Source organism: Glutamicibacter nicotianae (assembly GCF_016907615.1).
Taxonomy (GTDB): Bacteria; Actinomycetota; Actinomycetes; order Actinomycetales; family Micrococcaceae; genus Glutamicibacter; species Glutamicibacter nicotianae.
This window is the reverse complement of record NZ_JAFBCH010000001.1, coordinates 2,085,000-2,101,337: the sequence shown is the minus strand read 5'-3', so window position 1 is coordinate 2,101,337 and position 16,338 is coordinate 2,085,000. Positions and strand designations below refer to the sequence as shown.

Below are 16,338 nucleotides of genomic sequence, written 5' to 3'. Positions count from 1 at the left end.
ACTGCACCTTTGAAGAAAGTCTCTTAGCGAGCCTGGATGTTGGTTGCCTGTGGGCCCTTTGGACCAGCTTCCAGGGTGTACTCAACGGTCTGGCCCTCTTCGAGGCTACGGAAACCGAAGCTCTGGATTGCGCTGTAGTGTGCGAAGACGTCAGCCGATCCATCCGAAGGAGCGATGAAGCCGAAGCCCTTTTCAGCGTTGAACCATTTTACGGTGCCAGTGGCCATAGTGTTATTTCCTTATTTATTGATGGCCACGATGTGGCCTGGTTGCCGATCCGAAGTTTCGAATCGGAAAATTTAGGGGTTACCTCGCGCAGAGCTGCCGAGAACGATTCGCCTGCCGTCGATACGGAGCATCGAATACTGATTTTGCCGGTATCGGCCAAAACGGGGGTCGCTGCACGTGCTTAGACATCATCGGTTTCCAGGCTGCTAGCGGGTAATGACCCCACGCTAACGGAGTAGAACAAGGAAGCCACAGAAAAGTGACGCACGGAAACGTCGAGATGTTTTATCTGCAGTGAAGAAGAGAAGATGAAGAATTCGTTTCGATAGGAGTTCATTCAATCTGAAGATCGATGAACCGATTTGCAAAGCACAGACGATTTGTTGGCTGTGCTACAAATCCTACTGCTAACAATTGCTGGCGGGGACTCACACCTGCAACCGTTGAGGTAACGAATAAAGCCTACCATTGATCGCCGTCCGGTGGGGCGTGACGTGTGATACGTGGGCAACCTGCCGAGGTGAATCGCGCCAACGGAGTTCACGACTTGTCGATTGACTAGTGCGTCAGCAGAAAGTAATTCTCTGTAAAATTGATGAGCATTATTCGCGTGCCCCTGGGCGGCCGCAGCTCGGCCCCCTGGAAAACAGTGCGCCAGGGGACAGAGCCGGCAACTACGGCTTCGCTGGCGCTGAGGCCTCAGCCAACCGACTGCCCAGCAGATCAGCATTGATGGCAGCTCCTGCGACCGTTCCAGATGCTGCCGCGGCCATGACCATCGCGCCCAGGTTACTTGCGTTTCCGGCGGCGTATACTCCGGGCAGAGCGGTAGCGCCCATTTCATTGACTTGGATGAAGGTGCCAAGCGGATTTTCGGCAAGCTGCCCGCCGAGCGACAGGTAAAGCGAGGCTTGCGCGTTCATCTGGCTTGCCACTACCAGTGCCTGCGCGTTGACCTTTCGGCCGTCTGCAAGGGTCACTGAATCCAGATTTCCCTGAGCATCGAAATCGATCGCTTGCACTGCTTGCTCGATGACCGGTATTTCCAAGGCGGCAAGTGTTGCGCGATTCTCGTCGTTCAATGCGGCCGGGGTGTGGTTGATGAAGGTGATGCTAGGGCTTAGCTGGCTGAACATCATCGCTTGATGGGTGCTCATGGGCCCGATACCGAGAACCAGGATTTCTTGGTCGCGGACTTCCTAGCCATGGCAGTAAGCGCAGTGGACCGCGGTATCGCCCCATGCGCGGGCCAGGCCTGGAATCGGAGGCAAGTCATCAACCAGACCCGTCGCCAGCATGATGCGGTCTGCGCTGAATGCTTGGCCGGACATCGTGACGCTGAAACCGGTCTCCATCGAACCGCCGAGCTGGTCGACTGTGCCTTCGATAATTTGCACTCCATAGTTCATGGCCTCCCGCCGTCCGCGGGACAAGAAGTCAAGGGGATTGATGCCTTCGTTTCCCAGGATGTTATGCGCATGCTGCGCTGCAGCGTTTCGCGGCTTTCCTTCATCGATAACCAGCACAGTGCGCCGCGAACGGCCTAGCGCGATGGCGGCCGCGAGTCCCGCGCTGCCGCCGCCGATGACGATTGCTTCGTAATGTTCCATGTCCCTCTCCTTGCTGCGTTCGGTGTACTGTCCACGGTATCGACGACTTGCGCCAAAGGGTGTATCGTTTTGCGCATGACGCAAGAAATCGATGTGGATCAGATTATCCGGCAACGCATCAGGACGCTTCGGCAGAATCTTGGATGGTCATTGGAATCATTGGCGAGCAAGGCATCCCTCAGCGTTTCCACGCTCAGCAGGATCGAAACAGGAAGCCGTCGTATTGCCCTTGACCAGCTGATACCCATAGCCAAGGCGTTGAACACCAGTTTGGACGAGCTAGCGTCAACCTCTGAGGCCGAGATCATTATCCGCCCGGAGCCGATTTCGATGCCGGGGGTCACCATGTGGAAGCTGTCCACCGATGACGCGGTGAACGGTGTCAATGTTTCGAAAATGCGCTTCGATCCTTCGCAGGCGCCCGCTCCCACCGAGCTGCGCATCCATCCGGGCAAGGAATGGTTCACAGTGCTCCTCGGCGAGATCCAGCTGAAGCTGGGGGATCGAACCTACCATGTGAAGGCGGGTCAATCCGCCCAGTTCGACACCATGACTCCTCATGCGATGTGGGCGGTCAATGGTGTTGCCGAGGTGCTCGGAATCATGGATCATGCCGGCCAGCGAGCCCATGAGCACGACACAGCCGGCTAGTTTAGTGAATTCAATTACTCTTGGGTAGCCTGAGGGCAGAGTATTGAAGACCGCGATGCCAGGAGGGCAACGATGACGCACCAGCTCAACGAAGAGCTAGAACAGACCCTAGCTGATGGCGATTTCTATTTTGAAGCTCTTGGCGATGGGCGTTATCGCTCGTCGTGGCATTCCCAGGGTGCGTGGAACCCGCATGAGCAGCATATGGCTCCCGCCTCGGGAATCTTGGCTTATGCCTTGGAAAATTTCCAGCCACGCGCAGACATGCGCATCGCACGGATCAGCTACGAAATCCACGGTCTGATCCACGCCGGGGAATTCGAGATCTCAACGCGAATGGTCCGTCCCGGCCGGACGATCGAATTGATTGAGGCCGAGATGACTGCCAAGGGCCGCACCAGCATCGTTGCGCGCGCGTGGCGAGTCATCCAGAGCGACACCAGTGCTGTAGCAGGGATCGAAGACAAGGAAATCCCGGGTCCAGATGCCTGCTCGGTCCGGGACATCAGCGGGAAATGGCCTGGTGGCTACATCAAATCCATCGAGTTGCGTGCCAATGATGAACTGCGCCCAGGTCGGGGCTTCGCATGGCTGCGTACTCCTTATGCGCTGGTCGACACGGGAGACGCTACTGCGTTATCCAGCCTGGTGGGAATGATCGACACGGCAAACGGCGTGGTGCCACGTGTGGATCCGGGTGAAGAGACCTGGATCTACCCGAACGTGGATCTCCAGATCCACATGTACCGCATGCCGGTAGGCAAGTGGCTGGGGCTGGATGTCCAGCAGAGCTTCGGCACCGACGGCATCGGACTGACCTCAACGGTTTTGCACGATGAAACTGGCCCTTTCGGCCGGGCCGAGCAGATCCTGACGGTCCGTTCGCGCTAGTTCGATGCGCCGGCTGAAAGCTTGGCCAGCAGCTTCTTGAGCTCTGGCTTGGACTTCAGCGTGAACTGCCGCTGGCGGTACTTTTCCCGGTCTGCGCTGTGGGCCTGGAAAAGTGCATAGCCGCGCTTGACCAGGAATAAGATTGGCTTCCGGCGCTGTGCTACGTCGCGAACGAATCTCCGAAGAGCGGTGACCAAGGCCGGTTCGTCGACATAGTACGCCTGGACATTGATGCCCTTGGCACACAGCGGCTCAAGGATTTCGTAGAGGAAGATGCCTTCGGCGACGATCGGTCCTCCGGCGCACGTGATTTCGCGATGCCCGTTGTAGCTCGAGGTTGCGATTGAGTAGTTGGGGACCATGGTGGTACCGCGCTGGAGCAAATCATCGATTGCCTGCAGCGCGGCTTCCTGATTCCAGGTAGCCGAATCGTCCCAGTCGATTTCGCCGTAGCCGGTGCGGGGGAACTCAACAGGATTCCCGTCTTCACTGATCTGGCGGTAGAACTCGTCCAGCGGCAGATGAGGCTGGCCGAATTTCGACGCGAGATAGGACTTGCCGGATCCGGACGGCCCGGCAATCAGGATGACAGGGGTTGAAGAATTTGGCACGCCTTTTATTATGGCCCAGAAATGCCGGCTTTCGGCAACCAGCTGCTGTGACATCTACTCCACCTGAAGTGATTTGCTGAATTAGACTCAGTTCCATGAGTTTGTGGAATGCCCAGTCAGATGCGCCGTTATCCGTGGAAATCGAAGTTCCAAGCGGAGACCCGGCAGCTGACCTAGAACGCGGAGTGCAGTTGCTGCGCGATGTCCAGTCGGGCGAGAGGGGTTCTTTGCTACGGCTCTATCGTCCGGACCCGACTCTGGCCTTTGGCCAGCGTGATGTGCGTCTGGACGGCTATGAGGAGGCGCGGGAGGTGGCGCAGCAGCTAGGCTTTGCGCCATTGGTGCGCAAAGCCGGTGGCCGAGCCGCGGCATATCACCGGGGCACATTAATCGTTGACCACATTGAGCCCGAAGCTGAGGCAGTGATGCGCCAGCAAAGCCGCTTCGAGGTATTTGCCCGCGTCTATGCCAACGCCTTCCAGCGCCTTGGCGTGAATGCGCAGGTCGGGCCAATCCCGGGGGAGTACTGCCCCGGCGATCATTCGGTACATGGCCTCCCTGATGGGAACTCGCCGCGCAACTATCCAGTGAAGCTGGTAGGCACGGCTCAGCGTGTGGTGTCCGGCGCGTGGCTGTTCTCTTCAGTCTTTGTTGTCGAAGATTCTTCGTCCTTGCGCCAGGTCCTTGATGGGGTCTACCAGGCAATGGGTGTTCCCATGGATCCGACAACGGTAGGCGCAGCGAACGATTTGCTAGCCGGTGTCACCACTGAAGCATTTATTTCCGCGTTGCTCGGGGAATACCGCGAGCACGCAACGCTGCACGGTGCATAGCGCAGCTAAAAAGGTATCGGCACCTGCTGGGGGTGCCGATACGTGGTTTTGCGACTGGAACTATGCGCCGACGCGCTCAACAACCTCGTCGATGCGCGGGTTGGTGGCTGCGGTGCCGTCCGGGAAAATCAGAGTTGGAACGGTCTGGTTGCCGTTGTTGAACGACTCGACGATCTCCGCGGTGCCTTCAACTTCTTCGATATTCACCTCGGTGTAGGCGACACCCTTCTGGTCCATCAGGCGCTTGAGGTTGCGGCAGTAGCCGCACCAGCTGGTGGTGAACATGGTGACTGCGCCGGCAGCGGGAACGTACTGGTCAAGGTTCAATTCATTGCTCATAGTTGGTGTAACGGCACGCATGTTGACTTTGTTCCCGGCTGGCCGGAAAAAGTTCGCTGAATTCTCGGACGCTGCTCGCTAGACTGGGGAGCAGATTTTCCTTGAGGCCGGACTAGGGGGCAAGCGATGTGCGGACGATATGTGATGGCCAAAGCTATCGGCGATCTGGTGGCGGAGGCCGAGGCCGAAGCTGACGACAACCTGGAATTGCGCCAGTCATGGAACGTTGCGCCAACCACCGATGTGCCGATTGTGCTCGAGCGGCTGATCGGCGATGAGCTGCACCGCCAGATCCATGTCGCCCGGTGGGGGCTGGTGCCAGGCTGGGCGAAGGAGCTTTCGGTCGGGGTGCGTGCCTTCAACGCGCGCAGCGAGACGGCCAGCACCAAGCCGACCTTCCGCTCAGCAGTGAAGAAGCGCCGAGCCGTCGTCCCGGTGGAAGGCTACTACGAGTGGAAGAAGGAGGGCAGCAAGAAACGCCCCTTCTACGTGCACCGCGAGGATGGAAAGCTGATCTTCTTCGCTGGCCTCTATGAATGGTGGAAGGACGAGGACGGATCCTGGATTCTTTCCACCTCGATCATGACCATGGATTCGCCTTCGGCTGAAGAACCAGGGGTGCTCGGCGAACTTGCCGGCCTGCACGACCGCTTGCCCATTCCGCTGGGCAAGGAGATGATGGGCCGTTGGATGAACCCTGCCGAGGAAGATGGCGAAGGGCTGATCGAGCAGATTCGTGCAGAAGCGTTCGATGTGGCCTCAGAATGGACCATGCATGAGGTCGACACCGCTGTCGGCAATGTGCGCAACAACTCTCCGGAGCTGATCGAGGCGCACAGCAACTCGCTGTTCTAGCGCTGGTGCCGGGCGGCGTGCTGCACCATCCAGGCGCCGTTGGCCATGGCGAATACTGCCAGCCCCAGTCCCATCAGCCGCCGCGCGGCAACGCCCGCCGGGGACGTGGCCAGCGAGGACAGCTGTGCGTGCGTCAGCGGCTCGTAGGCGAACCAGCCCAAAGGCACCGGTTGCAGCGTATCCCAGATCTTCAACCCGGCCCCTGCCAGGAACAAGGCCAAGGCGAGCGCGGCCAGGACCCAGGGCACGACTCTGAGAGGGCGCACCGCCAGAATGCGGCGCATCAGGAAGATCCCTGCTGCCAAGCAGAGAGTGACGACGCCGAAGAACAGCAGCGCTCCTCCGGCAAGAAGCACAGGGCTCGGCGACTGCGAGATCGCTCCTGCGGCCGAATGGAAGCTATCTGCGGCAGCGGCCACCGGTTGGCGGCCGTCGTGCCAGATCAAGACGAGGCCGCAGAGCAGGGCGGCAAGGCCGCCATAGCCTGCCGTTCTCTGGATCCGCAAATGCGTTTCAGGCATGGATTCATTATTCCATCGATGGTGCGGGAAACAAGGATGGCGGCAGCAGCCGGCCCGCAGGCCGGCTGCTGCCGCCATTTGGTGGAATCGCTGTCGCGGGTCAGTGCCCGCGCTTGATCCATTCATCCAGGTTCGGCGCTTCGGCACCGATGGAAGTGGCATCGCCGTGACCGGTATTGACCACCGTTTCGGCTGGTAGCACCAGCAGCTTGGTGCGGATCGATTCAATGATCGTCTCGAAGCTGGAGTAGCTGCGCCCGGTAGCACCCGGTCCGCCGTTGAACAGGGTGTCGCCGCTGAACAGCACGCCGAGGTCTTCCGCATAGAAGCAGGTTGAACCTGGCGAGTGCCCCGGGGTGTGCAGCGCGGTCAGCGAGGTGCCGGCGATGGTGAATGAATCGCCTTCGCTGATTTCCGCGTCCACGTCGCGCTCCGGGTAGACAGCTTCCCAGAGCATGCGGTCTTCCGGGTTCAAGAACAACGGTGCATCTACGGCGTCGGCGAATTCGCCGGCGGCGCGGATGTGGTCATCGTGCCCGTGGGTCAGCAGGACGGCCATGACTTCGCGATCGCCCACGGCTTCCCGGATCTTGGCAACATCGTGTGCCGGGTCGATCACCATGACCTCGGAATCATCGCCGATGATCCAGACGTTGTTATCGACATCCCAGGTGCCGCCATCCAGCGAGAAAGTGCCGGAGGTGACGACGTTCTCGATGCGGGCAGCCATTAGAGCTCCACCACCGAACGCAGCACGGTGCCTTCATGCATCTTCTTGAACGCCTCTTCGATTTCATCGATCTTGATGCGTTCGGTGACGAAGGAGTCCAGATCCAGCCGGCCGAGCTTGTACTGCTCGACAAGCATCGGGAAGTCGTGGCTTGGCAGGCAGTCGCCGTACCACGAGCTCTTCAGCGAGCCGCCTCGGCCGAAGACGTCCAGCAGCGGCAGCTCGAGCTTCATCTCCGGGGTCGGGACGCCCACCAGCACCACGCGGCCTGCAAGATCGCGGGCGTAGAAGGCCTGCTTGTACGTTTCCGGACGGCCTACAGCATCGATCACCACATCGGCGCCGAAGCCGCCGGTCAGTTCCTGGATGGCTTCCACTGCGTCGACCTTGGAGGAATCCACGGTGTGGGTGGCGCCGAAGGCCCTCGCGGTTTCCAGCTTGTCAGCGTTGACGTCCACCGCGATGATGGTGGTCGCGCCAGCCAGTTGCGCGCCGGCGATGGCGGCGGCGCCGACGCCGCCGCAACCGATCACGGCAACCGACTCGCCGCGCTTGATTTCGCCGGTGTTGATCGCCGCGCCGATGCCGGCCATGATGCCGCAGCCGAGCAGGCCGACGGCTGCCGGATCCGCTTCCTCATCCACGATGGTGCACTGGCCGGAGTGGACCAGGGTCTTCTCGGCGAAGGAGCCGATGCCTAGGGCAGCCGACAGTTCGGTGCCGTCCTCGAGGGTCATCTTCTGGGTGGCATTGAATGTGTTGAAACAGTACTTCGGCTCGCCCTTGGCGCAAGCGCGGCACTGGCCGCAGACTGCACGCCAGTTCAGGATCACGCGGTCGCCGACCTTCACATTGGTGACGTTCTCGCCGATCTGGCTGACGACTGCGGTGGACTCGTGGCCCAGCAGGTAGGGGTACTCGTCGCCGATGCCGCCGAGCTTGTAGTGCAAGTCGGTGTGGCAGACACCGGTGGTGAGCACATCGACGACTACTTCTCCGGGGCCCGGGTCCGGAACGATGATGTCGACGACCTCTACCGGCGCATCCTTGGCGCGGGAAACAACGGCTTTGACCTTATGAGGCATGGCATTTAGCTCCTGGAACGATTGACTGTTGCTGTCTCGATGTTATCGGTGTCCCCGGCGCTTATGGAACATTCACGACACAATGACGCAGGCTGTTTCGCCCAGAGCCAATTTGCGCAGGTGCACCACGGTTTTCCCGGAACGTATGTGACGGTGCAAGGGCTGCTCCTCGAGCTCCAGCTCTGATGGTCAGCAGGGTCCCCCTCCCATCGGGTACCTCGCCAAATTACGCCTGGCCTTGGCTCATGATGCGCAGGTTGCCAGCGATGCATCGCTGTTCCAGTTTGCCGCGACGTCGGATACTCCTTGCCCTTTGCATTCAGCACGGCCTTTCGCAGGGCTTATTCAGCCAGCCTGTCGGCGCTGGAGCCGCTGCGCTCGGCTAACCCAAACTGTCGGTCGCGCTGACTAGTGTAACTGTCATTCGAACACATGTTCGAATAGAATGATTCTACTAGGTAAGGAGTGTGCACGTGGGGATGTTCACCGAGTCGATCGAGGTAGCTCGCGCAGCGAATGGAATGCCGTTGCGCGTGAGCTGGCAGGGGCAGGACTATCGCTTGGTAGCCGAACCGCAGCGCTGGTTCGAGCGCCGCAAATGGTGGGACGAGAACCTGCGGATTCCCCGCGGAGCCGGTGCGGGGATTGCCGACTATGAGATGTGGCGCCTGCAGCTGGTCGCCGTGCGCGGATCCAGCCAAGTGCACAGCGTCGATGTGAGTTTTGATGCGCAAACTGAGCGGTGGCGCCTGGTGCGGGTGCATGGCTCGCTGGCCCGTAGCGCCTGATGTCCCGGCGGGGGAACATATTTTCGAAGGACCTCCATGAGCTTCACCCATCTGAACGTCAGTTCTTCATATAGCGCCCATTACGGCGTCTCGCACCCAAAGCAGCTGGCCCAGGCGGCCAAGGCGCAGGGGGCGCAGATGCTTGCGTTGACTGACCGGGACGGGCTGTACGGGACGGTCAAGCATGTGGCAGCCTGCATGGCAGAAGGCCTGCATCCGATTCTCGGGGTGAACCTTGCGGTGCTTGATAGCCACGGGGAAGCCCAAGGGCGGATTGTCCTGCTGGCCCGTGGGCGCTGCAATGGCGCCGGGTATGCGGCGCTGTGCCGGGCAATTACCCTCGCGCATGGCACTTCGCATGGTGTTCCGGGCCTGGAAACCGGGCAGCTGGCGCATCTGGGCGCCGGCGGGAACCTGATGCTCCTGCTCGGCGGGGAATCGGATGTTGCCCGCACAATCCTCAAGGGAAACTATGCCCACGCCCGGGCGCTGCTTGCCAACTGGAAGAAGCGGCTGGGAAAGATGCTGCGCGTGGAGATCACCACGCACCTGTCCAGTCCCGGGTCGCGCTACAGCCTCGGCGAAGCAAGCCGCATGCTGCGCTACGCCCACGAGCGGGGGATCAAGGCAGTCCTCAGCAACGCTGTACGCTACGTGGATCCCGACGGTGCGGTCACCGCAGACATCCTGGACTCGGCGCGCGCCCTGCACAGCCTGAAGAATCTGGACTCCTGCCAACCCAACGGCCAAGGGTGGCTGAAAACCCCGCAAGAGATGCGCCAGCTGGCCAAGGAAATCGGTTATGCCACCGAAAAAAGCTGGGCGCACCAGCTGCTGCGGGAAACCGAAGCGCTTGCCGAATGGGCGGCGGCCGACCCGGTGGCCGATCTCGGATGGAAGAAGCCGGTCATCCCCGAGGCCAAGGTCCTCGGCCTGGACCGCCCGGCCATGCAAGAGCTCACCAGCCGCGTCTACGGCGCGGTGCCAGGGCTCTTGGGCGATGCGGACCCGAACCTGGTTGAAGAGTGCCTCGCCCGGGAACTCGGGGTGATCGACCGGCTGGACTTCGCCGGGTACTTCCTGACAGTCGCCGAAACCGTCAAGCTGATCACCGGCATGGGAATCCGCGTGGCCGCCCGCGGCTCCGGCGCCTCCTCGCTGGTGAACTACCTGCTGGGCATCAGCCAGGTGAACCCGCTAACCCACGACCTGGTGTTCGAACGCTTCCTCTCCGATACCCGCACCACCTTGCCGGACATCGACATCGACGTGGAATCCGCACGCCGCCACGAGATCTACCGGGAGATCTTCGCCAACTTCGGCGAAGAGCGCGTGAGCCTGATGAGCATGCAGAACGCCTACCGTGCCCGCGGCGCGGTCCGCGATGCAGGAGCCGCCCTCGGGGTGGAGCAGGAGCAGGTCGACGAGATCGCCAAGCAGCTCTGGCGCTTCTCCGCGTCCTCTTTCCGCGAAGCGCTCACCGAGAAGCCGGAATTGGCGGCATTGGCCGAACGCATTACCGATGACACCCAGCTCGATATTCTCATCGACGCCACCGAACGCCTGGACCGGCTGCCGCGCCATATCTCCATGCACCCCTGCGGAGTGATCCTCTCCGACGCGAGCCTGCTGGACCGCACCCCGGTCCAGCCGTCGGGCATCGGGCTGCAGATGAGCCAGTTCGACAAGCACGACATGGACCTGATGGGGCTGATCAAGCTCGACGTGCTCGGGGTGCGCATGCAATCAGCCATCGCCTACACCCTGGAAGAGATCGCCCGCATGCACCCGGACAAGCAGTCGGTCGCGCGCGCCGGAGGGCACGTGGATGACAGCTATATCTCCGCTGCCGGAGCGATCGACCTGTCCCGGGTGCCGCTGGATGACGGACCCACGTTCGAATTGATCCGCTCAACCCATACCCTGGGCTGCTTCCAGATCGAATCCCCGGGCCAGCGCGAGCTGATCGGCAAGCTCGCCCCGCGCGAATTCAACGACCTGATCATCGACATCTCGCTGTTCCGCCCTGGCCCCATGCAATCGAATATGGTCAAGCCCTACCTGGAGCACCGCCACGGCTTCGCCCCGGCCCAATACCTGCACCCGGACCTGATTCCAGCGCTCGCCGAAACCCATGGGGTCACCGTCTTCCATGAACAGGTGCTGCGCATCCTGGATGTGATGACCGGTTGCGGGCTGGGCATGGCCGATGTCTACCGCCGACTGCTGGGGAATCCGGACAAGGAACCAGCCGTAGAACGCTATGTGCGCACCGAAGCAACCAAGCGCGGCTACAGCCAGGAGACGATCGACAAGGTCTGGGAAGTGCTCTCCGGCTTCGGGTCCTTCGGCTTCTGCAAAGCCCACGGGGCGGCCTTCGCCGTGCCCACCTACCACTCGGCCTGGCTCAAGGCCCACCACCCCGAAGCCTTCCTTGCCGGCATCTGGGAGCACGACCCGGGCATGTACCCCAAGCGGCTGCTGGTCTCCGAAGCCCGGCGCATGGGCATCCCCATCCTGCCGCTGGACATCAACCGCTCCACCGGGCACTACCGGGTCGAACGGGTGTTCGAATCCGCTCCAGCGAAGCTCCCGGTGGTGCCACGCGCGCCCAGCTCGCTGCGCCCTGGACGCTACGGGGTCCGCCTGGCCTTCCGCGACATCCACCAGATGAGCGAACGCGAAGTCGAACGCCTGGTCGCCGGCCAGCCCTATGAGCACCTTGCAGATGTCCGCGCCCGCGCGGGGCTCTCACGCCGCACCTACCAGAACCTCGCGGCCCTCGGCGTCTTCGACTCCCTGCTCGCCGGGACCTCGCGTGCCGACACCATCGCCCACACGCAATCCATGGCCCACAGCTCCCTTCCGGCCAAATACCGGCCCGGCCCCGGGCAGCTGGCGCTTGACCTCGGGAAAATCGAACACATCAAGGCCACCGGAACCGAGCTGGAACCTGCCGAAGTGGTGCGTACCGAACTGGACCTGATGCACCTGGATGCCAGCGAGCACCTGATCTCTTCCTACCGGCAACGCCTGGCGCACCTGCCCATCACCCAAGCGGCCGAGCTGCTGCAGTTGCGCAACGGAACCGAGGTGCTTGTCGCCGGAGTGCGCGTGGCCACCCAGACCCCGCCCATGCGCGGAGGCAAGCGCGTGGTCTTCATTTCCGTGGACGACGGGACCGGCTGCATCGACGCGACCTTCTTCGACGACACCCAGCAACGCACCGGGCCATTGCTTTTTTCCACCCGCATGCTGCTCATCCACGGAGTCACCCGGCGCACCGGACCACGTGGCATCTCGCTGCAGGCGCTGAACGCCTGGGATCTGCATCAGCCCGAAACCTTGCCCGCTGCGGGATACCTTGAAGAGCAGGGCCGCCCGCAAATCAGCTACCGGCCAAAGCTCGGCGAAGGTGCTCGCAGCATCGAGAGCGTCGGTGAGCTGGCCAAGCGGATGGAAGCCGAAGGGCTGGACCAGAGAGGGGCGTGATGCGCTCATCCAATGACAGGGTTTTGCCCAACAAGTACATTGGGTCTCATGGGGCGAGTACTTGACGTGAGGAGCAAACGAACATGGATGCACCGGATGAACAATTCTTTCTCAAGTGCGTCCAAGCAAACCCCATCAACCAGCAAATCCTCCACCTTGCGCCACAGCTAGGTGTTTCGGACTGGTGGCTCACCGCAGGTGCACTATTCCAAACGGTATGGAACGTGCTTGAGGGAAAGGACCCGCAAAACGGAATTCGCGACTACGACTTCTTCTACTTCGATGAAGATACGTCCTATGAGGCGGAAGACGCAGTCATACGCCGGGCCAAAGAACTCTTCAAAGGCATCGACGCAGAAATCGAAGTCCGCAATGAAGCACGCGTCCACATTTGGTACGAGGAGCACTTCGGCGTGCCTGCTATTCCATTCACCAGCTCCACGGATGCCATCGATCATTTTGCAGCGAAGACCTGCTGCTTTGCGGTCACTCGCGATGCGCATGGGCAAGTAGCCACCTATGCCCCGCATGGGTTTGCAGATCTATTCGCCCGGAAGATCGTTCCGAACCCAGTGCTTGCCCCGCGGGATGTCTACGAAGCCAAGATCGAACGGTGGCTAGCCCAGTGGCCGTCGCTGACCGCAGAACCCTGGCCCGAGTCGGAAACATCGAGAAACATCACCCAAGGCTGAAAAACCTCAAACCGAGGACACATGCCCGTCCGCATCAATGACGAATGACGGATTATGCACGAAGTCCCAGCGGAACCCTTCAGGGTCGGCCACGCAGGCGCTCATTCCGCCCCACGGCTGCACAGCCGGTGCCGTCACGGATTGCGCTCCGGCATCAAGCGCTCGCCGGTAGAACCGCTCGACTTCCTCATCGGTGTGCACGTTGTGCCCCAGCGACACAGGGGGAGCCTTCTCGCCGTGTCCGATGTCGCCATACTCGCTGGGCATCTGCGTAACGTCCCACAAGGCCAGCATCAAGGAATGCCCAGCACGGACAAAGGCAATCTCCGGGTGGGCTGGCTGCACCAGCTCGAAACCCAGCCCCTCGGTATAGAACCTGGTTGAAGCACCGACATCACGCACGCCGAGGGTGATCGCGCTGATGGTCGGCGGGGCCGACTTGTTCATGTAACCAGCCTAGGATGCCCTGATCTCGAATGATAGGCCTGGAAGGCGAACACCTCATGGTGTGGGTCGGGTTGCGCGTCAGCGTGCTCTTTGTGGGTATTGCCTCGCACTACTTCTCGACCTCAGGAGGGCTCGTCACTGCCGCAGGGGGAGTTGCGCTATTCGCGGTGCTGGTTATTGGGGTCGTCCGCATAGTGCGAGCTTCCGGGAAAACTGCAGGCAGTTCAAATTCTGGCTGACTACAGATGGATCCACTGCTCATTGCGCGGCGATGACAGGTCGCGCTCACGCTGGGCGTGGAGTTCCAGGTCGACGCGGCTCGGCAGGTGATGGTTGCGCTGTACGCTGCTGGGCGTGCGGCGCAAGCCAAGCCGCCGGGACGAAAAGGATGAGTTTGATGCTGGATAGTTTTTCATGCTCGGTTCTCCTTGAACCTGCGTCGGCTCGTCTTCTGCAGAAACCAAACCTGCAGATTCCTTCGCCTCCACGTCGATCTGAGAATTTGCGCTCGCCGGTTCACTGGACCACTGATCCGGGTGCGGGATGCCGCGCACGTGCCGTGAGCACCAGGCGGCGATAGCTGCAACGATCACCAGTGAGCCGAAGAACAGCAATGTCGGTCCCATGCCCAGCCATTGCAGGCCGAGCCCGGTGAGGAACGGCGCCAGCGGCAGAGCCGACAGGGCCATGAACAAGATCAGGGAATTGGCTCGTCCTGCCATTTCCCGCGGGACTACTGCCATGAAGTAGCCTCCGACCGACGCGTTCAACGCAGGAACGCTCAGGTAGGCCACCAGCAGCATGGCACCCAGCCAGAGCAGATTTGTGTTGAAGCCCATTAGCAGCATCGCTCCGCCCAGAACGCTCAAGCAGCTGCAGGCCAGCACGCCCGTCCGGAATTTCTCGATCAAGCGTCCGGCGAACAGCGAACCGGCGAACATGCCCAGGCCCATGAATGTGGATACCAGGCCGATTACCCATGGGGTTTCGCCGCGTTGCTGCAACCCATAGATCAACGTCGTGTTCAGTCCGTTGGTTCCGATATTGATGACGGTGATCAGGATGAGCAGGCTGCGCAGCTGCGGCCTGGCGAAGCACCATCGCATGCCCGCCGCGATGCCGGGCGAGACCAGACGGCTGCCGGCCGGGGAGTGCTCCATGGGCTTTGACATGGCTTCGGCTGCGCGCAATGGTCCGCGCAGCGCGAACCCCGAAGCGGCGGCGAGCAGCTGCAGGAAACTGACAGCCAACAGGGCAAACCCTGCTCCGAATCCGAGCAGGAGCCCGCCCAGCGGAGCCGCGCCCAGCATGAGCACCGAATCGCGTCCCTGATTTGCCGCCATGGCTCGTCCCAACTGCTTGGGATGGACCACGTCCTTGAGTGCGGCATTCGTGACGGCACCGAAATAGCCTGAACGCAGTTCCATGAGCACGTGGGCCAAGCAGAGCACTGCTACGCTCAGCGAGCCGCTCATGCTGGCCACTGCCAGTGCCAAGGTGAGTGTCGCACCGCAAATCCCTCCGGTGAGCATCATGCGTGCCCTGTCGGAACGGTCGGCCACGGAGCCGCCAAGCAGCGTCAAGCTGGCCCGCGCGGCCAGTCCCAGGGCGGCCAGCGTGCCGGCCTGCACCGTCGAACCGGCCAGTCCCAGCAGGATCAGCGGCAGCACGAAGGAGTAGATGCCGCCAGCCAGCAAGGCCGTGGTGTCGGCGACCCACCAGATGCGGTAGCTGCGCTGGTAATGCAATGCCGGCAGCAGTTGTGCGCCGGCAGCGGTCGCCTGCGGCTGAATCAGGGGAGTCTGGTCCGTGGTCATGCATCAACCATAGACCCGCAAATAAACTTGCGCAATAGAATTTGCGCAACTTAATTTGGGCAATTGCTATGCTGATCCCATGACCCAAGCACAGTCGAATGTCACGTTCACCGCGCCAATGCTCAAGGCCATGGCCAACCCGTTGCGTAGGCAGATCTTCGATGCATTGGCGGCGATGGGCACCGGGCGCGCCTCCGATATCGGCGAACTGCTGGGTCTGGCCCCGAACAAGGTCAGCTTCCACCTGCGCGAGCTGGCCAAGGCCGAGATGATCGAGGAGGCTCCCGAGCTGGCGCGCGACAAGCGCGACCGCGTCTGGCGTCCGGCGGCTACCGGCTACACCACGGGCCAGCCCGCGGACCGCACCGGGGATGGTTCTGCCACCGCCATGAACGCCTACCTCGGGCAGGTCATGCACGACGAGCAGCGGCGCTTGGAAGCCGCCTTGGCCCACGCCCAGCGCTGGTACGGAGCCAGCGATTCCAGGCCGGACCTGGCGCAGCTGAGCACCAGCAACCTGATGCTCACCGAAGATGAACGCCAGGAGCTGCAACGCCGTTTGGATGCGGTGATCCCCGCCTTCCGCAAGGACCAGCAGAGCGGGAAGATCGCCAGTTCGCAACCAGCCTCACAGCGCAAGCTGTGGCACTACTCCGGGCTACTGTCGGCCGACGAGCTGTTGAACGGGTCACACTCGGGCGAACAATCGGCGTAAAACCCGAAGTGAACCGGTTGCGCGACGCAATGC

General features: G+C 61.5%; 16 protein-coding genes and 1 pseudogene. 8 read left to right on the top strand and 9 right to left on the bottom strand.

The genetic code is table 11. From position 1 onward, the window contains the following. Positions 1–23 precede the first annotated feature (23 nt). Positions 24–227 (bottom strand): cold-shock protein, encoded by a 204-nt coding sequence (locus JOE62_RS10055; RefSeq protein ID WP_013349123.1) that lies wholly within the window; start codon positions 225–227, stop codon positions 24–26. Positions 228–902: 675 nt separating this feature from the next. Further along, positions 903–1,838: pseudogene (locus JOE62_RS16305) on the bottom strand (NAD(P)/FAD-dependent oxidoreductase). Between JOE62_RS16305 and JOE62_RS10040 the strand changes: the two are divergent. Both JOE62_RS10040 and JOE62_RS10035 read left to right on the top strand, forming a co-directional pair. Continuing rightward, complete coding sequence (locus JOE62_RS10040; protein ID WP_338085777.1) at positions 1,830–2,489, top strand: helix-turn-helix domain-containing protein; 660 nt, start codon at positions 1,830–1,832, stop codon at positions 2,487–2,489. The pseudogene JOE62_RS16305 and the gene JOE62_RS10040 overlap by 9 nt on opposite strands. 72 nt (positions 2,490–2,561) lie before the next feature. After that, positions 2,562–3,380, top strand: a complete 819-nt coding sequence (locus tag JOE62_RS10035) for a thioesterase family protein (protein ID WP_204722247.1) — start codon at positions 2,562–2,564, stop codon at positions 3,378–3,380. Here the strand turns inward: JOE62_RS10035 and JOE62_RS10030 are convergent. Further along, positions 3,377–3,991, bottom strand: a complete 615-nt coding sequence (locus tag JOE62_RS10030) for a uridine kinase (RefSeq protein ID WP_204722246.1) — start codon at positions 3,989–3,991, stop codon at positions 3,377–3,379. The genes JOE62_RS10035 and JOE62_RS10030 overlap by 4 nt on opposite strands. Positions 3,992–4,086: 95 nt before the next feature. Here JOE62_RS10030 and JOE62_RS10025 point away from each other — a divergent pair, with 95 nt between their 5' ends. After that, the gene (locus JOE62_RS10025) at positions 4,087–4,824 is read left to right on the top strand and encodes a lipoate--protein ligase family protein (protein WP_204722245.1); all 738 of its coding nucleotides are present in this window, start codon (positions 4,087–4,089) and stop codon (positions 4,822–4,824) included. Positions 4,825–4,884: 60 nt separating this feature from the next. Here the strand turns inward: JOE62_RS10025 and JOE62_RS10020 are convergent, their stop codons facing one another. Further along, a complete protein-coding gene (locus JOE62_RS10020; protein ID WP_204722244.1) occupies positions 4,885–5,163 on the bottom strand; it encodes a mycoredoxin in 279 nt (92 codons plus the stop codon). Between the two features lie 126 nt (positions 5,164–5,289). Between JOE62_RS10020 and JOE62_RS10015 the strand changes: the two genes are divergently transcribed. Beyond that, positions 5,290–6,018: an SOS response-associated peptidase gene (locus JOE62_RS10015; RefSeq protein ID WP_204722243.1), complete on the top strand. Its 729-nt coding sequence runs from the start codon at positions 5,290–5,292 to the stop codon at positions 6,016–6,018. Here JOE62_RS10015 and JOE62_RS10010 read toward each other — a convergent pair. From JOE62_RS10010 to JOE62_RS10000, 3 genes are all read right to left on the bottom strand, one after another. Beyond that, positions 6,015–6,539: a hypothetical protein gene (locus JOE62_RS10010; RefSeq protein WP_204722242.1), complete on the bottom strand. Its 525-nt coding sequence runs from the start codon at positions 6,537–6,539 to the stop codon at positions 6,015–6,017. The two genes, JOE62_RS10015 and JOE62_RS10010, sit on opposite strands and share 4 nt — an antisense overlap. Positions 6,540–6,639: 100 nt before the next feature. Continuing rightward, on the bottom strand, positions 6,640–7,269 hold the full coding sequence (locus JOE62_RS10005) for an MBL fold metallo-hydrolase (protein WP_204722241.1): 630 nt from the start codon (positions 7,267–7,269) through the stop codon (positions 6,640–6,642). Continuing rightward, a complete protein-coding gene (locus JOE62_RS10000) occupies positions 7,269–8,354 on the bottom strand; it encodes an S-(hydroxymethyl)mycothiol dehydrogenase (RefSeq protein WP_204722240.1) in 1,086 nt (361 codons plus the stop codon). The genes JOE62_RS10005 and JOE62_RS10000 overlap by 1 nt, the downstream gene beginning before the upstream one ends. A gap of 479 nt (positions 8,355–8,833) precedes the next feature. On the opposite strand from JOE62_RS10000, the gene JOE62_RS09995 reads away from it, so the two are divergent. From JOE62_RS09995 to JOE62_RS09985, 3 genes are all read left to right on the top strand, one after another. Next, a complete protein-coding gene (locus JOE62_RS09995; protein ID WP_239543741.1) occupies positions 8,834–9,142 on the top strand; it encodes a DUF6504 family protein in 309 nt (102 codons plus the stop codon). Positions 9,143–9,178: 36 nt separating this feature from the next. Further along, positions 9,179–12,634 carry a DNA polymerase III subunit alpha gene (locus JOE62_RS09990; protein ID WP_204722238.1) on the top strand — a complete coding sequence of 1,152 codons (3,456 nt, stop codon included), beginning with the start codon at positions 9,179–9,181 and terminating at the stop codon, positions 12,632–12,634. A gap of 83 nt (positions 12,635–12,717) precedes the next feature. Continuing rightward, positions 12,718–13,326 (top strand): nucleotidyltransferase family protein, encoded by a 609-nt coding sequence (locus JOE62_RS09985; RefSeq protein ID WP_204722237.1) that lies wholly within the window; start codon positions 12,718–12,720, stop codon positions 13,324–13,326. 6 nt (positions 13,327–13,332) lie between these two features. On the opposite strand, the gene JOE62_RS09980 is transcribed toward JOE62_RS09985, so the two are convergent. Both JOE62_RS09980 and JOE62_RS09975 read right to left on the bottom strand, forming a co-directional pair. Continuing rightward, on the bottom strand, positions 13,333–13,773 hold the full coding sequence (locus JOE62_RS09980; RefSeq protein ID WP_204722236.1) for a VOC family protein: 441 nt from the start codon (positions 13,771–13,773) through the stop codon (positions 13,333–13,335). 239 nt (positions 13,774–14,012) lie between these two features. After that, positions 14,013–15,590: an MFS transporter gene (locus tag JOE62_RS09975; protein ID WP_204722235.1), complete on the bottom strand. Its 1,578-nt coding sequence runs from the start codon at positions 15,588–15,590 to the stop codon at positions 14,013–14,015. 79 nt (positions 15,591–15,669) lie between these two features. Here JOE62_RS09975 and JOE62_RS09970 point away from each other — a divergent pair, with 79 nt between their 5' ends. Next, positions 15,670–16,305 (top strand): winged helix-turn-helix domain-containing protein, encoded by a 636-nt coding sequence (locus JOE62_RS09970; protein ID WP_204722234.1) that lies wholly within the window; start codon positions 15,670–15,672, stop codon positions 16,303–16,305. Positions 16,306–16,338: the final 33 nt, after the last annotated feature.

What these genes read in the sequence shown, in the direction of transcription:
- JOE62_RS10055 (WP_013349123.1), bottom strand. Translation starts at nt 227, where the DNA reads ATGGCCACTGGCACCGTAAAATGGTTCAACGCTGAAAAGGGCTTCGGC.
- JOE62_RS10040 (WP_338085777.1), top strand. Translation starts at nt 1,830, where the DNA reads ATGTTCCATGTCCCTCTCCTTGCTGCGTTCGGTGTACTGTCCACGGTA.
- JOE62_RS10035 (WP_204722247.1), top strand. Translation starts at nt 2,562, where the DNA reads ATGACGCACCAGCTCAACGAAGAGCTAGAACAGACCCTAGCTGATGGC.
- JOE62_RS10025 (WP_204722245.1), top strand. Translation starts at nt 4,087, where the DNA reads ATGAGTTTGTGGAATGCCCAGTCAGATGCGCCGTTATCCGTGGAAATC.
- JOE62_RS10020 (WP_204722244.1), bottom strand. Translation starts at nt 5,163, where the DNA reads ATGAGCAATGAATTGAACCTTGACCAGTACGTTCCCGCTGCCGGCGCA.
- JOE62_RS10015 (WP_204722243.1), top strand. Translation starts at nt 5,290, where the DNA reads ATGTGCGGACGATATGTGATGGCCAAAGCTATCGGCGATCTGGTGGCG.
- JOE62_RS10010 (WP_204722242.1), bottom strand. Translation starts at nt 6,539, where the DNA reads ATGCCTGAAACGCATTTGCGGATCCAGAGAACGGCAGGCTATGGCGGC.
- JOE62_RS10005 (WP_204722241.1), bottom strand. Translation starts at nt 7,269, where the DNA reads ATGGCTGCCCGCATCGAGAACGTCGTCACCTCCGGCACTTTCTCGCTG.
- JOE62_RS10000 (WP_204722240.1), bottom strand. Translation starts at nt 8,354, where the DNA reads ATGCCTCATAAGGTCAAAGCCGTTGTTTCCCGCGCCAAGGATGCGCCG.
- JOE62_RS09995 (WP_239543741.1), top strand. Translation starts at nt 8,834, where the DNA reads ATGTTCACCGAGTCGATCGAGGTAGCTCGCGCAGCGAATGGAATGCCG.
- JOE62_RS09990 (WP_204722238.1), top strand. Translation starts at nt 9,179, where the DNA reads ATGAGCTTCACCCATCTGAACGTCAGTTCTTCATATAGCGCCCATTAC.
- JOE62_RS09985 (WP_204722237.1), top strand. Translation starts at nt 12,718, where the DNA reads ATGGATGCACCGGATGAACAATTCTTTCTCAAGTGCGTCCAAGCAAAC.
- JOE62_RS09980 (WP_204722236.1), bottom strand. Translation starts at nt 13,773, where the DNA reads ATGAACAAGTCGGCCCCGCCGACCATCAGCGCGATCACCCTCGGCGTG.
- JOE62_RS09975 (WP_204722235.1), bottom strand. Translation starts at nt 15,590, where the DNA reads ATGACCACGGACCAGACTCCCCTGATTCAGCCGCAGGCGACCGCTGCC.
- JOE62_RS09970 (WP_204722234.1), top strand. Translation starts at nt 15,670, where the DNA reads ATGACCCAAGCACAGTCGAATGTCACGTTCACCGCGCCAATGCTCAAG.